Source organism: Micromonospora sp. WMMD735, from assembly GCF_049178995.1.
In the GTDB taxonomy this organism is placed as follows: domain Bacteria; phylum Actinomycetota; class Actinomycetes; order Mycobacteriales; family Micromonosporaceae; genus Micromonospora; species Micromonospora wenchangensis.
This window is the reverse complement of sequence record NZ_JBMHMJ010000002.1, coordinates 922,541-936,234: the sequence shown is the minus strand read 5'-3', so window position 1 is coordinate 936,234 and position 13,694 is coordinate 922,541. Positions and strand designations below refer to the sequence as shown.

At 75.1% G+C, this 13,694-nt stretch carries 10 protein-coding genes; all 10 read right to left on the bottom strand.

The window, feature by feature from the left end; translation table 11 throughout:
* Window position 1 precedes the first annotated feature (1 nt).
* Window positions 2–1,069: an LLM class flavin-dependent oxidoreductase gene (locus tag ACN268_RS04105; RefSeq protein ID WP_421481797.1), complete on the bottom strand. Its 1,068-nt coding sequence runs from the start codon at window positions 1,067–1,069 to the stop codon at window positions 2–4.
* Window positions 1,066–1,590 (bottom strand): GNAT family N-acetyltransferase, encoded by a 525-nt coding sequence (locus ACN268_RS04100; RefSeq protein WP_421481796.1) that lies wholly within the window; start codon window positions 1,588–1,590, stop codon window positions 1,066–1,068. The genes ACN268_RS04105 and ACN268_RS04100 overlap by 4 nt, the downstream gene beginning before the upstream one ends.
* Window positions 1,587–2,942, bottom strand: coding sequence for an NtaA/DmoA family FMN-dependent monooxygenase (locus ACN268_RS04095; RefSeq protein WP_421481795.1), 1,356 nt, complete (start codon window positions 2,940–2,942; stop codon window positions 1,587–1,589). The genes ACN268_RS04100 and ACN268_RS04095 overlap by 4 nt, the downstream gene beginning before the upstream one ends.
* A 17-nt stretch (window positions 2,943–2,959) precedes the next feature.
* Window positions 2,960–4,168, bottom strand: coding sequence for an LLM class flavin-dependent oxidoreductase (locus ACN268_RS04090; RefSeq protein WP_421481794.1), 1,209 nt, complete (start codon window positions 4,166–4,168; stop codon window positions 2,960–2,962).
* A 16-nt stretch (window positions 4,169–4,184) separates the two neighbouring features.
* Window positions 4,185–5,819: a dipeptide ABC transporter ATP-binding protein gene (locus ACN268_RS04085; protein ID WP_421481793.1), complete on the bottom strand. Its 1,635-nt coding sequence runs from the start codon at window positions 5,817–5,819 to the stop codon at window positions 4,185–4,187.
* Window positions 5,819–6,712, bottom strand: a complete 894-nt coding sequence (locus tag ACN268_RS04080) for an ABC transporter permease (RefSeq protein WP_421481791.1) — start codon at window positions 6,710–6,712, stop codon at window positions 5,819–5,821. The genes ACN268_RS04085 and ACN268_RS04080 overlap by 1 nt, the downstream gene beginning before the upstream one ends.
* A gap of 2 nt (window positions 6,713–6,714) precedes the next feature.
* Window positions 6,715–7,644, bottom strand: a complete 930-nt coding sequence (locus ACN268_RS04075) for an ABC transporter permease (protein WP_421481789.1) — start codon at window positions 7,642–7,644, stop codon at window positions 6,715–6,717.
* Entirely contained in the window at window positions 7,641–9,272 is a 1,632-nt protein-coding gene (locus tag ACN268_RS04070; RefSeq protein WP_421481787.1) for an ABC transporter substrate-binding protein, read from the bottom strand. The genes ACN268_RS04075 and ACN268_RS04070 overlap by 4 nt, the downstream gene beginning before the upstream one ends.
* 372 nt (window positions 9,273–9,644) lie before the next feature.
* Window positions 9,645–10,184 carry a flavin reductase family protein gene (locus ACN268_RS04065; protein ID WP_421486800.1) on the bottom strand — a complete coding sequence of 180 codons (540 nt, stop codon included), beginning with the start codon at window positions 10,182–10,184 and terminating at the stop codon, window positions 9,645–9,647.
* Window positions 10,185–10,523: 339 nt separating this feature from the next.
* Window positions 10,524–13,601 carry a VWD domain-containing protein gene (locus tag ACN268_RS04060; RefSeq protein ID WP_421481786.1) on the bottom strand — a complete coding sequence of 1,026 codons (3,078 nt, stop codon included), beginning with the start codon at window positions 13,599–13,601 and terminating at the stop codon, window positions 10,524–10,526.
* Window positions 13,602–13,694 lie beyond the last annotated feature (93 nt).

Genomic DNA, 13,694 nt, shown 5'->3' with positions numbered 1-13,694 from the left:
CTCAGCGCGGTTCGGCGGCGGACGCCGGCGGACGGAAGGGACGGCTGGGGATCTCCCGGCGCAGCACCGGCGCCACCTCGGCCTGGAACAGCTCCAGGCTGCGCCGGTGCGCCCCGGCGGTCAGGCCGTCCTGGTCGGCCCGCAGGTGCATCACCTCGTGGCCGAGCTGCCCGTGCTGGCGCAGCACCTTGTCGACGATCTGCTGGGGGCTGCCCACCAGCAGGGAGCTGCGGGCCACGGCGTCCTCGATGGTGGGGAAGACCGGCTCCACGCCGAGCTGGCGGGATGCGGCGACCCGGGCGTCGAAGATCGGCCGGTACGTCTCGACCGCCTCCTGTGAGGTGCGGGCGGCGTAGAAGCCGGCGGTGCCGGCCCCGACGAGGGCGTCCGCCGGGTCGTAGCCGTGGTGCGCCCACCGTTGCCGGTAGTACCGGACCAGCTCCGCGTACGGCTCGATCGGGTTGACGACGTTGGCGGAGAAGATCGGATCGCCGTGGCGGGCGGCCAGGTCGACCGACTCCCGGCTGGTGGCGCTGCCGTGCCAGATCCGGATGGTCTCCTGCAACGGGCGGGGCCAGGTCTCGGCCTCGGTCAACGCCGGCCGGTACCGGCCCGACCAGGTGACCCGCTCCTCCCGCCAGAGCCGGCGGAACAGCTCGTAGCCCTCCCGGCTGCGGTCCCACTGGTCCTCGGCGGTGACGCCGAAGAGCCGGGCCTGGGTGGCGCCGTTGCCCTTGCCGATGATCAGTTCCAGCCGGCCGTCGGAGAGGTGGTCGAGGGTGGCGTAGTCCTCGTAGGCGCGGACCGGGTCGAGCAGGCTCAGCGTGGTGACCGCGGTGAACAGCCGGATGGTGCGGGTCCGGGCCGCGATGTGGCTGAGCACCACAGGCGGTGCGGAGGAGATGAAGGGGCGTTCGTGGCGTTCGCCGACGCCGAAGCCGTCGAAACCGAGTTCCTCGGCGAGCACGGCGGTGTCGACCACCTCCCGGAACCGTCCGGTGGTGCTCCGCCGTCGCCCGGTGACCGGGTCGGGCAGGTGGGTGATCAGCGTGACCAGCAGGACCTTCATGCCGGAACCGGGGCCTTGCCTCGGGTGCCGGGCCGGATCACCAGCGCGAAGCACCGGGAGTAGGGCAACGCGTCGTACGGCGGGAAGACCGCGATCGGCCGGTAGCCGGCGCGCTCGTAGCGGCGGACCGCGTCGGGCTGCCGGTCGCCGGTCTGCAGGATGATCCGACCCACGCCGAGCTGCCCGGCGGCCTCCCGGGCGGCGTCCAGGAGCAGCTCGGCGACGCCCCTGCCCCGGTGGGCGGGCACCACGTACATCCGTTTGAGTTCCAGGTCGCAGCCGTGCCAGCGCAACGCGGCGTGCCCGACCGGGGTGGCGTCGGCGGTGTAGGCCACCCCCGTCCAGGCCACCGAGCCCGGCGCGAACACCCGTGCCGGGGGCAGGTGGATCGGGTCGTGCGGGCGGTCGGCGTACCGCTGGCGCAGTTCCCCGGTCATCGCGGCCCGCAGGGTCACCGCGTCCGGGTCGTCGGGGCGCAGCCGGCAGACGGTGACCGGCGTCGACGCGCGCGGGCCGGTCATGCCGCACCGACCGGGGTGACCGGGCGGGCGGCCCGCAGGCCGAGGTGCTCCCGCAGGGTGGTGCCGGTGTACCCGGTGCGGAACACGCCGCGTTCCTGCAGCAGCGGGACGACCCGGTCGACGAACTCGTCGAGCCCGCCCGGGGTCAGGTGCGGCACCAGGATGAACCCGTCGGCGGCGTCGGACTGCACGAAGTGGTCCATCTGCTCGGCGACCCGCTGCGGGGTGCCGACGAACGACTGCCGGCCGGTGACCTCGATGATCAGATCGCGGATGCCGAGCCGCTTCTCCTGCGCCAGCGCCCGCCAGCGCCGGGCGGTGCCGACCGGGTCCGGGTACATGCCGGCCCGGCCCCGGCTGACCGCGGCGGCGTCGGTGGCCGGGTCCTCGGCCGGCAGCGGGCCGTCCGGGTCGTACCCGGACAGGTCCCGGTTCCACAGCTGTTCCAGCAGCAGGATCGCGGTCTGTGGGCTGACCTGCTGGCGGCGGATGTGGTGGGCGCGTTCCCGGGCCTCGGCGTCGGTGTCGCCGAGCACGAAGGTCACCCCCGGAATGATCTTCAAGTCGTCCGGGGTACGGCCGTACCGGGCCAGCCGGGCCTTCACGTCCCGGTAGAACTCCCGCCCCTCGGCCAGGGTGCCGTGTCGGGAGAAGATCGCGTCGGCGCTGGACGCGGCGAACTCCCGGCCCTCGGGCGAGTCGCCGGCCTGCAGGATCACCGGGTGCAGTTGCGGGCTGCGCGGCACGGTGAAGTGCCCGGCGATGTCGAACTGGTCACCGTGGTGGGCGAAGGCCCCCGGGTCGGCCTCGCGGACGTACCTGCCGGTGGCACGGTCACCGACGACGGCGTCCGCCGGCCACGACTCCCACAACCGGCGGGCGACCCGGACGAACTCGGCGGCCCGCTCGTAGCGCAGCGACCGGTCGAGGTAGCCGCCCCGGCGGAAGTTCTCGCCGGTGAACGCGTCGGAGGTGGTGACCACGTTCCAGGCGGCCCGTCCGGCGCTGAGGTGGTCCAGGGTGGCCAACTGCCGGGCCAGCTCGTACGGCTCCCGGAAGGTGGTGTTCAGGGTGCCGGCCAGCCCCAGGTGGGTGGTGACGGCGGCGAGCGCGGCCAGCACGGTGAGGGTGTCCGGCCGGCCCACCACGTCCAGGTCGTGGATCCGGCCGCGCTGTTCCCGCAGCCGCAGCCCCTCGGCCAGGAAGAAGAAGTCGAACAGGCCGCGTTCGGCGGTGCGGGCGAGGTGGACGAAGGAGGCGAAGTCGATGTGGCTGCCGGAGGCCGGGTCGCTCCACACGGTGGTGTTGTTCACGCCGGGGAAGTGCGCGGCCAGGATGATCTGCTTGGGCATCGGGTTCTCTCCGGGGGTCAGCGGGGGCCCGCGACGGCGTACCGGTTGGCCGGTCGGGGCAGGCCGAGCAGGTCGCGCAGCGTGCCACCGGGGTAGCCGGCGCGGAACAGGCCCCGGTCCCGCAGCGCGGGCACCACCGCCCGGGTGATCGTGGTCAGGTCGTCGGGCAGCACGGCGGGACGCAGCCGGAACCCGTCCACCCCGGCCCGTCGCCACGCGGCGAGCAGGTCGGCGAGCTGCGCCGGGCTGCCGGTGAAGGTGGCCGCGTCACAGGTGTGCCCCGTCCCGTGCAGCTCGTCCAGCCGGTCCCGACGCCGTCGGGCCGCCGCCGGGGTGTCGTCGAGCAGCACCTGCAGGTCGGCGAGGATGCGCAGGGGTGGCCCGCCACGGCCGACGGTCTCCTCCACGGCCCGGACCTCGGCGACGACGGTCTCGGCGTGTGCGGCGTCGGTGGGGGTGACGAAGACGACGTCGGCGTGCCGGGCGGCGAACTCGTACGGGACCGTCGCGTGGGCCAGCACGGCGACCACCGGCTGCCCCTGCGGTGGCCGGGGCACGATCGACGGACCCTTGACCGAGAACCACCGGCCGGTGAAGTCGGTGTAGTGCAGCCGGTCCCGGTCGACGAACCGCCCGGTCGGGGCGTCCCTGATCTCCGCGTCGTCCTGCCAGCTGTCCCAGAGCCGGCGGACCACCTCGACGGCGTCGGCGGCCTCGGAGAACAGGTCACCCACGAGTCGTGCCCGCTGCGGTTCGGCCGGTCGGGTCGGGTCCAGCGGGGGCAGTTCCCGCCGACCGAAGTGCCCGGCCTCGGTGCGGCGGACGGAGATCCGGGGTCGCCAGCCGGCCCGGCCGCCGCTGACGTGGTCGAGGGTGGCCACCGCGGTCGAGACGTGGAACGGCTCGGTGTGGGTGACGCTGGTGGTCGCAACCAGCCCGATGTGCCGGGTCAGCGGGGCGATCCGGGCCGCGACCAGCAGCGCGTCGAGCCGACCCCGGAGCTGGTCGACCCGGCCGTCCGGCCCGTCGGGCAGGGACGACTGGAGGTCCAGCGAGTCCTCGATGGTGACCAGGTCCAGGGCGGCCTGTTCGGCCTGCCCGACCAGCGCCGCCCACCAGCGGGGGAACAGCGGTGCCGCCGGGTCGGCGTGGGACAGCTGCCAGGCGGCGGGATGCCAGCCGAGGCCGTCGAGGGCGACGGCCAGGTGCAGGGTGGGTTCGGGCATGGGTTCTCCTCCTCGGTCAGCCGGCGGTGACCAGCGTGGGCAGCGCGTCGAGCAGGGACCGGGTGTGGTCGTGTCGGGGATAGCTGAAGACGTCACCGACGGGGCCCTGCTCGACCACCGCGCCGTCGTGCAGCACCAGCACCCGGTCGGCGAGGTGGTGCACCACACCGAGGTCGTGGGAGATGAACAGCAGGGCGGTGCCGTCGGTGGCCCGCAGGTCGGCCAGCAGGTCCAGGACCTGGGCCTGGACGCAGACATCGAGGGCGGAGACGGGTTCGTCGCAGATGATCAGGCTGGGTCGGGGGGCGACGGCGCGGGCGATGGCGACCCGTTGCCGTTGCCCACCGGACAGCGACCGGGGGTGCCGGTCGAGCAGGTCGGGGCCGAGGCCGACCCGGCGCAGCAGGGCGACCACCCGCTCGGTGCGCTCCGGCCCCGGGTCGAGGTTCTCGGCGACGAGCCGGCCGACGGTGTACCGGGGGTCGAAGGAGCCCAGCGGGTCCTGGGAGATCAGTTGCAGCCGGCGGCGCAGCGGGCGGCGGGCCCGCTCCGGCACCCCGGACCACCGGGTCGACTCGAAGGTGACGGTGCCGGCGTCGGCGGCGAGCAGGCCGGCGACGAGCCGGGCGACGGTGCTCTTGCCGGAGCCGGACTCACCGACCAGCCCCAGCGTCTCGCCCCGGGCCACGCTGAACGAGACGTCCCGCACGACGGTGTGCGGGCCGTACCGTCGGGTCAGGCCGACCGCGTCGAGCACGGTGTCGTCCGGGCTGGTGGCGGGCCGCGCCGGCAGCGGGGTCCGGGCCAGCGCCGGCACCGCGCAGCCGTCGCGGACCCGGGCCGGTTCGCTGAGCCGACGTCCCCGGGACGAGGCCGACGGCACCGCCGCGAGCAACTGCCTGGTGTACGGGTGCTGCGGCGCCTGCAACAGCCGGGCGGTCGGCCCTTCCTCGACGATCCGGCCGTCCCGCATCACCAGGACCCGGTCGGCCACCTGGGCGACCACCGCCAGGTCATGGCTGATCAGCAGCAGCCCGACCCCGGTGGCCCGGCGTTCGGCGAGCAGCCGCAGGATCTGCGCCTGCACGGTGACGTCCAGCGCGGTGGTCGGTTCGTCGGCGACGAGCAGCACGGGTTCCCCGGCGATCGCCGAGGCGATCAGGGCCCGCTGCCGCAACCCGCCGGAGAGCTGGTGCGGGTACTGTCGGGCCCGCCGGGCGGGTTCGGGCACGTGCACCTGGTCGAGCAGGTGGGTGACCCGGCCGGCGCGTTCCCGCCAACCGACGATGTCGTGCGCGGCGAGCACCTCGCCGATCTCCGCGCCGACGGTACGCAGCGGGTCGAGGGAGACCAGCGCGTCCTGTGCCACCAGCCCGGCGAGCCGGCCGCGCACCCGCCGCCAGTCCCGTGGTCGGTAGCCCCGCACGTCCCGGCCGGCGAGGTCGAGCCGGCCGGCGCGGACGCGGGCGTCGACACCGGCCAGACCGACCAGGGCGCGGGCGGTGACACTCTTGCCCGAGCCGGACTCCCCCACGAGGGCGACGCACTCGCCGGCCCCGACGGTGAGGTCGATGCCCCGGACCGCCGCCACCGGGCCGGTCGGGGTGTCGAAGGTGACGTGCAGGTCCTCGACGACGAGCAGCGGGCCCATCAGGGACGCCGCCCGTCGAAGCGGGCCTGCCAGTGCCGGCCGACGACAGTCAGCGCGACCACCGTCGCGGTGACCGCGGCACCCGGCAGCACCGTCATCCACCAGGCCACCTGGAGGTAGTTGCGGCCCTCGGAGAGCATCGCGCCCCACTCCGGCGCGGGTGGTTGCGGGCCGAGGCCGAGGAAGCTGAGCCCGGCGGCGGCCAGCACCGCCTCGCCGAGCCCGATCACGGCGAGCACCGGCACCGGGCCGAGCACGTTGGGCAGCACGTGCCGCCACACCAGCCGGGGTCGGGACAGGCCGAAGCTGACCGCCTGTTCGACGTAGCCGGCCCGGCGGACCAGCAGGGTCTGCCCGCGGACCACCCGGGCGTGGTGCGGGAGGGTGGCGACGCCGATGGCGACGACCAGGCTGGCGGTGCCGGGGCCGGTGACCGTGATGAGCAGCAACGCCAACAGCAGCAGCGGGAACGCCGACAACGCGTCGAAGGAGCGGCTGAGCGTCTCGTCGGCGAACCGGTGGGCCAGTCCGGCGAGCAGCCCGAGCAGCACCCCGCCGGTGACCGCGATCCCGGTCGCGGCGAGGCCGATGGTCAGCGAGTGCCCCGCGCCGTGCACCACCCGGGTCCACACGTCCCGGCCGAGCTGGTCGGTGCCGAACCAGTGCGCCGCGTCGGGTGCGGCGAGCACGGCGCGTGGGTCGGCGGCGAGCGGGTCGCCGGGGGCCGGCAGCGCCGGGAGGACCGCCGCGACGACCAGCAGGATCAGGTACGCCCCGGCGGCGAGCAGGCCGGGGCGCGGCCGGCTGCGGCGTGGGCGGGCGGGGGTGGGCGGGTCGGTGGCGAGCGGGACCGCCGCGGCGGCGGTGGGCGTGGGCCCCAGGGTGACGGTCATCGTCAGCTCCTTCGCAGGCGCGGGTCGACGAGCAGGTAGGTCAGGTCGGCGGCGGTGTTGACCACCACGTACACGGCGGCGGAGAGCGTCACCACGGCCAGCACCACCGGCATGTCCTTGCTGGTCACCGCGCTCAGGGTGACCTGGCCGAGGCCGGGGCGGCCGAACACCTGCTCGACGATGACCGCGCCGCCGAGCAGGATGCCGAACAGCCAACCGGCGAGGGTGACCGCCGGCAGCAGCGCGTGCCGCAGGGCGTGGCGCAACAGCACCGCCCGTTCGCGTACGCCCCGGGCCCGGGCGGTCAGCACGAACGGCTCGTCCAGCGCCCGGTCCAGGCCGTCGCGCAGCACTTGGGCGAGCAGGCCGGCGATGGGCAGGGCGAGGGTGACCGCCGGCAGCACCAGGGCGGCGGACCCCCGGTCGCCGGCGACGGGGAACAGCCCGTACCGGAAGGAGAGCACGCTGAGCAGCACGATGCCGATCAGGAACGGCGGGGTCGAGACCAGCAGCAGCTCGGCTGCGGAGCTGATCCGGCGCGGCCACCGGCGACGACGGCCGGCGGTGCCGACCGCCACCACCACGGCCAGCAGCACCCCGAGTCCGGCGGCGGCGACGGCGAGCGTCGCGGTGGGGGCGAGCTGCTCGCCGATCACCTCGGCGACCGGGCGTTGCAGCAGGTAGGAGCGGCCCAGGTCACCCCCGGCCAGCCGCCACAGGTAGTCGAGGTACTGCACGACCGGCGGCCGGTCCAGGCCCCACTCGGCGATGATCTGGGCGCGGATCTGCGGGGTGTCCGCGCCGTCGCCGACGATACTGTCCACGGTGTTCCCGGGCGCGGCCAGCAGCGCCAGGTAGGCCGCGGTGGCGGCGGTCCACAGCACCACGAGTCCGGCGGCGACCCGACGGGCCACCGCCCGCAGCAGGCTCACCGCGCGATCCACAGGTCGTAGGCGCTGGCCGGCACCCCGGCGGTGGGCTCGAACCGCACCCCGCCGACGGCGGTGCTGGCGGCGATCTGGTCGGCCGGGGCGTAGAGCGGCAGGGCCAGCGCCTGGGTGGTCACGACCCGCTGTTGCAGTGCGGCGTAGCTCTCGGCCCGCCGGGCGGGGTCGGTGGCGGCCTGCCCGGCCGCCAGGAGCCGGTCGAGCTGCGGATCGGCGACGCGGGTGCGGTTGATGCCGCCTCCGGAGTGCAGCAGCAGGTTCAGCGCCGCCCCGGCGTCGGTGTCGGCGCGGGAGTTGTCGAAGACCTCGTACTCGTTGCGGTCGAACGCCTGCTGGGCGGTGCCCTGGTCGACCACGGAGACCTTCAGGTCGATGCCGGCGCTCTGTTTCACCGCCGCCTGCACTGCCTGGGCGAGCACGTCGCGGCGGTCCCGCACGTACGGGGCGGACTGCACCAGCCGTACGGTGAGCCGCCGGCCGTCGCGGGTGCGGTAGCCGTCGGCGTCGCGGCCGGTCCAGCCGGCCTGGTCGAGCAGGCGGTTGGCCTCGGCGGTGTCACCGCCGTAGCTGCCCTCGAGCCGCTTGTCGTAGAGCGGGCTGGACGGGCTGACCACGCTCCACGCCCGGGTCGCGGTGTCGCGGTAGACCGAGGCCAGCACGGTGTCGACGTCGAGGGCTTCCCGGAACGCCTGCCGGACCCGCAGGTCGTCGAAGGGGGCGTGGGAGACGTTGAGGTAGTACGTGTAGGCGGAGCCGGAGTTCAGCTCCCGGGTCAGGCGCAGCCGGGGGTTGCCGGTGATCGACGGTTGGTCGGTGGCGGGCACGCCCTCGATGAGCTGCACCTGGTTGGCGGTGAGGGCGCCGATCCGGACGGCGGACTCCCTGAGGAACCGGTAGGTGATCTCGTCAAGGTGGGCCGGGCCGGTGTGGGTGGCGGTGGGTGGGGCCCAGTCGTATCCGGGGTTGCGCCGGTAGTGCAGTTCCTGACCGGGGACGTAGCGGTCGAGTACGAACGGTCCGGTGCCGACGACGTCGACGCCCCCGGCCTTGAGGTTTCTGGCCTCCCGTAGCGATCTCGGGGACACCTGGGCGCCCTGCGGGGAGGCGAGGAAGTCGAGGATGAGCACGTCGGGGGCGGTCAGGGTGAGCCGTACGGTGTGCGGGTCGACGACCTCGACGGCCCTGAGGTGGCGCAGTTGCACGGCGGCGACGGCCGGGGCGTACCCGGGCTCGCGGAGTTTGTCGAGGTTGGCCTTGACGGCGGCGGCGTCGAACGGGGTGCCGTCGGTGAAGGTCACTCCGGCGCGCAGCGGGAGGGTGTAGGTCAGGCCGTCGGGGGTGGTCTGCCAGCCGGTGGCCAGCCAGGGCACGGGCCGGCCCTGCGCGTCGTAGGTGAGCAGCGACTCGAAGCTGTTCCAGACCAGCAGGCGGGCCTTGGCCTGTGCGTACTGGTGCGGGTTGAGGGTGATCGGTTCGGTCTCGACAGCCCAGGTGAGCGCGCCGCCGGGGCGGGGCTGCCCGGCGGCCTCGACGGCCGGGGCGGTGGCGGTGGCGCAGCCGGCGAGGGCGAGCACGGCGGCGACGGCGAGGGTCCGCAGGGGGCGGACGGGCATGGCGGGTTCTCCTGTCCAGGCAGGCGATCGGGTACGCCGACACCCGGCCGGGCGGGGTGCGCGGGCCGGTGCGGTGTCGGGAAGGGTGCGGCGGTCAGCTCGGCGGTGAGCCCCACTGCGACGGGCCGGGTCGGCGCGTCGGGTCCGGGTGTGGGTGCCGGGTCAGGCCAGACAGGAACTCGACCACACCCGACCGAAGTCGATGTGGCCGCGGGTCGTCAGCCGCAGCTCGCTGGACATGGGTCGAGTCCACCTCCGGGATGCCGGTGGTGTCAACGGAACGCGCGACAGATGTCGGCTATCGCACCGATGGATGTCGATCCGTTGACGCAATATCTACTAAAGCTATAGACTTTATGGGTATTGCGTCCGTCAGGCGGCGGGGCGGCGGGTGACGCCCTCCGGGCCGCCGGCCAGGCCGGCGTAGCGGCCCCGGTGGTAGAGCAACGGCGATCCCACGTCGGCGTGCCGGACCAGCTCCGGCTCGGCGAGCACGATCGCGTGGTCGCCCACGGGCACCCGCTCGACCACCCGGCAGAGCAGCCAGGCCAGGGTGTCGTCGAGGATCGGCACCCCCTCCGGCCCGGCCTGCCACCGGGTCGGCGCGGCGAACCGGTCGATCCCGCTGGTCGCGAAGGTGCGCGCCAGGTCCTGCTGGTGGTGGGCGAGCAGGTGCACCGCCACGTGCCGGCTGCGGGCCACCGTCGGCCAGCTCGACGCCCCGAGGTGCAGGCAGAACGAGACGATCGGCGGGGCCAGCGACACCGAGGTGAACGAGGTGGCGGTGAAGCCGACGGCCGGGGCACCGGGGGCGGTGACCACCACGACCGTGCTGGCCTGGTGGCGCAGCAGCGTACGCAGGGTGTCGGCGTCGGCCTCGACCGGCGGTGGACGATGGTCGGACTCGGTCATCGCAGGGGCCTCCCGCACGGGTTGAAGGGTCACGGCGGCACGGCGGACGCCGCGCGGGCCTACGGGATCCGCCCTACCGGCGGCGATGGCGGTCGGCGCTGTGGCGCGGCGACCGCAGCCGGTCAGGCGGCGGGGGACGGCCCGGGACACCGCTGGGCGGCGACCCGCATCAGGTCGACGACCCGGCGGGAGGTGAACAGCCGGACGAGCAGCACCGGACCAGTTTCCTATCGAATCGATAGGATTTCAAGCCCCGTCCCACGCCGGCCCCTCCCCCACTGATCCACGGGTCAGGACCGACCGGCCGGCGGCGGGCGGCCCGCCGCCGACCGGCACCGGTCACCGGCGCAGGGTGAGGGAGACCGCGCCGGTGGCCGCGCCCGACGGGTCCACCACGACGGTGTAGTCGCCGGTGCCCGGCAGGACGGTCGCGCCGATACCACCGCCGCCGGCGACCAGGCAGCCGGTGGCCACCGTCGCCCCGTCGGCGTCGCGCAGGGTCAACGGGGAGCACTGGTCGGGCAGGGTGACGTCGCTGGCCGTCACGGTCACCGACGTGCCGGCCGTGCCGGTGAACCGGTAGCTGAGCACCGCCCCCGGCCGGTCGACGGTGGCGACGACCGGCGGGCCGTCGAGGGTGATCGCGCCGACCCGGTCGGCGGAGACGGCCAGCCGCAGCGCCACGGTGCCGACGCCACGGTCCACCGGGTCCACCAGCACGGTGTACGTCCCGTCGGCGGGCAGCAGCGTGCCGTCGACCTCGCCGACGCCGTTGACGACGCAGCCGCCGTTGAGCCGTTGCCCGTCCGGGTCGAGCAGTTCCAGCGGGGAACACTGGTCGGGCAGGGTGCTCTGCGGAACCTCGACGAAGACCCGCTGGCCGGCCCGGCCGGTGAACCGGTACCGGGCCCGGCTGCCCGGCGCGTCGAGCGTCGCGGTGACCGCCGGCGCGTCCGGTCGCAGGGTGCCTGTGGTGTCCCGGGCCGCGTAGACCCGCACGGTGGCCCGCCCGGTGCCGGCACCGGCGTCGACCGCCACCGTGTACCTGCCGTCGCGGACGAGGTCGGTGCGGTCGACGTGGCCGAGGCCGCCGACGGTGCAGCCGCTGGCCACCTCCGTCCCGCTCGGGTCGAGCAGCCGCAACGGGGAACAGCCGTCGGCCAGGCCGGGCGCGGTGACATCGACGAACACGGCGTCCCCGGCCCGGGCGGTGAAGGTCAGCGGCGTACCACCCGGGGTCAGCGAGCCGGTGGCGAGCGGGGTCGCGGCGATCGGCGCGGGGGCCGGCCTGACGATCCGCTCGGTGCCGACGCCGCTGACCGCGAACTCGGGACGGCCGGTCACCCCGACGTCGAGGACGCACTCGGCGAGCTGCCGGGCGTCGGTGATGCCGGCCCACCGGCACACCTGCTCGGCGCGGGCCCGTCGGGCCGGGTCGAGGTCGTCGACGGTCACCTCCCGCTGCGGGAACTCCCGGTCGGTGAACGCGCCGGTGTCCTGCCCGTCGGCGTAGCTGAACAGGGAGGTGTCCCCGGTGACCCGCCAACCGTCGGCATAGGACGGGTAGAGCTGTTCGAACGGCACGGGCTGGCGCAGGGCGGCCCCGGAGGGGGCGGCGACGTCGTCGGCCGGGTCGCCGTCGAAGTCGCCGAGCAGCCCGTGGACCTTCCCGGCCCGGCCCGCCACCAGCTTCACCAGCACCCGGTAGCCGTACGGGCCGATCGGGTCGACGGCGGCGGCGGAGCCGTCGGGCCAGCGCAGGTCGTAGCCGTCGGCGGCACCGGTGTCGGAGTCGCGGCGGGTGAGCCGGCCCCCGCCGGGCAGAGCCGTCGCGCCCGGCGGCACGTCCCGGGCCGTGCCGTCGACGCGGACCTCGGTGTGGCCGTCGACCAGGGTGAGGGCGACCCGGTGTGTGCCGGTGCGGAACGCGACGGCGGAGTTGACCGACACCGTCCGCGAGTCACCCATCGGTGTCTGCCGGACCTGCACCGCCAGCGGGTCACCCGAGGTGGACGCGACCAGTACGAACTCGCCGACGGCCTGGAAGTCGTAGTAGTGCCGGTCGAAGGTGACCAGGTGCGGGTCGCCGTTGGTGCCGCCGCAGTCGCCCCCGTCCTCGCACAGTTTCACCGGCCCCTTGGGCGGCGGGGTCTTCTTCGTGGGCTTCCTGCACTCGTCGAGGCTCCTGGGCAGGGTCCTGCCGGCGTACTCGGTGCGCGGCGGCAGGCCCTTGGCCGCCCGGTACCTGTTCTCCGCCAGGGTCGCCTTCACCTCGGCGGTCTTGATCCCGGTGCCCCCGCACTCGCCCGGCGGCACCGCGTTGCGGGAGATGTCGTCGGAGTGGTTCAGCTCGTGGTAAAGCGCCGCGCACGGGTCCCGGGCGACCCCGTCGCCGTACGGCTCGACCGAGGTCGGGTTCCAGGTCACCGTGGAGGAACCCTTGCCGTCCTTGCTGTCCGGGGTCTCGAACGAGCCCGACCCGCCCGGGGTGGGGATGATCCGCACCCGGGGGGTCGTGGCGTCCCGCAGCCGGGCCAGGATGCCCGCCGGGTCGCCGCCGGCGGCGGCGAACCCCTGGAGGCAGCCGTCGACGGCGGCCTGGAAGTCGACGCCGGGGACCGGCACGCCGGCACCGGGGTCGACCTGGTAGTCGGCGCGTGCCGGCCGGGCGGTCCCGCCGACGACCGCGCCGGCGGCGACCACCAGCAGCGCGACGGCGGCGGCCGGGCGACCGCGGGTCCGCCGCAGGAGCAGCAGCGCCAACCCACCGACCACCACCGTCAGCAGCACCGCCCCGCCGAGCAACCAGCGCCACCACCCCGGCCCGGCGGTGCCGCCGCCGACGGTGAAACCGACGGTGCGCAGTGCCGTCGTCCCCGTGCAGGGGTCGGCCAGGCCGGTCACCGGCAGCGCCGTCCAGCTCGCCGTCACCTCGTAGCGTCCGGCCGCCCCGACCGGCCACCGGGTGTCCAACCCGCCGCCGTCCGGGGTCGCCGTCACCGACCGCAGCACCACGGCGTCGTCGCCGTCGCCGTCGTGCACCCGCACGCCGACCAGTGGCACGGTCACGCTCTGCCCGGGTGCCAGGGTGACCGTGCCGGCGGTGGCGGCGGCACCGATGCCGTCGCCGTAGAAGCTGCGGCCCAGGGCCGGAGTCAGCTCCCGCCCGTCCCGACGGACCGAGGTCACCTGCACGGTGCCGTCGGCCACGGTGGCCAGCGCGCAGGCCGTACCGGTGTCGTTGGTGACGGCGAGCGTCAACCGGACCGGCTCGCCCGGGGCGTACCGGGGGGTGCCGGTCCGCAGGTCCAGCCCGAGGCCCCCGCCGGGCAGCGCGGCCCCGGCCGGCACCGGCCCCGCCGCGAGCGCCGCCACGAGGACGGCGCACCCGCCGACGAGTCGCACGATCAGCGTCATGCGCGGCACTCTAGGGCCGCGACGCCCGCGCCCCGCGGGACTGTCGCGCATCGGTCGGCACCACCGCGACCGTCCCCGGTACGCGGGCCAGCC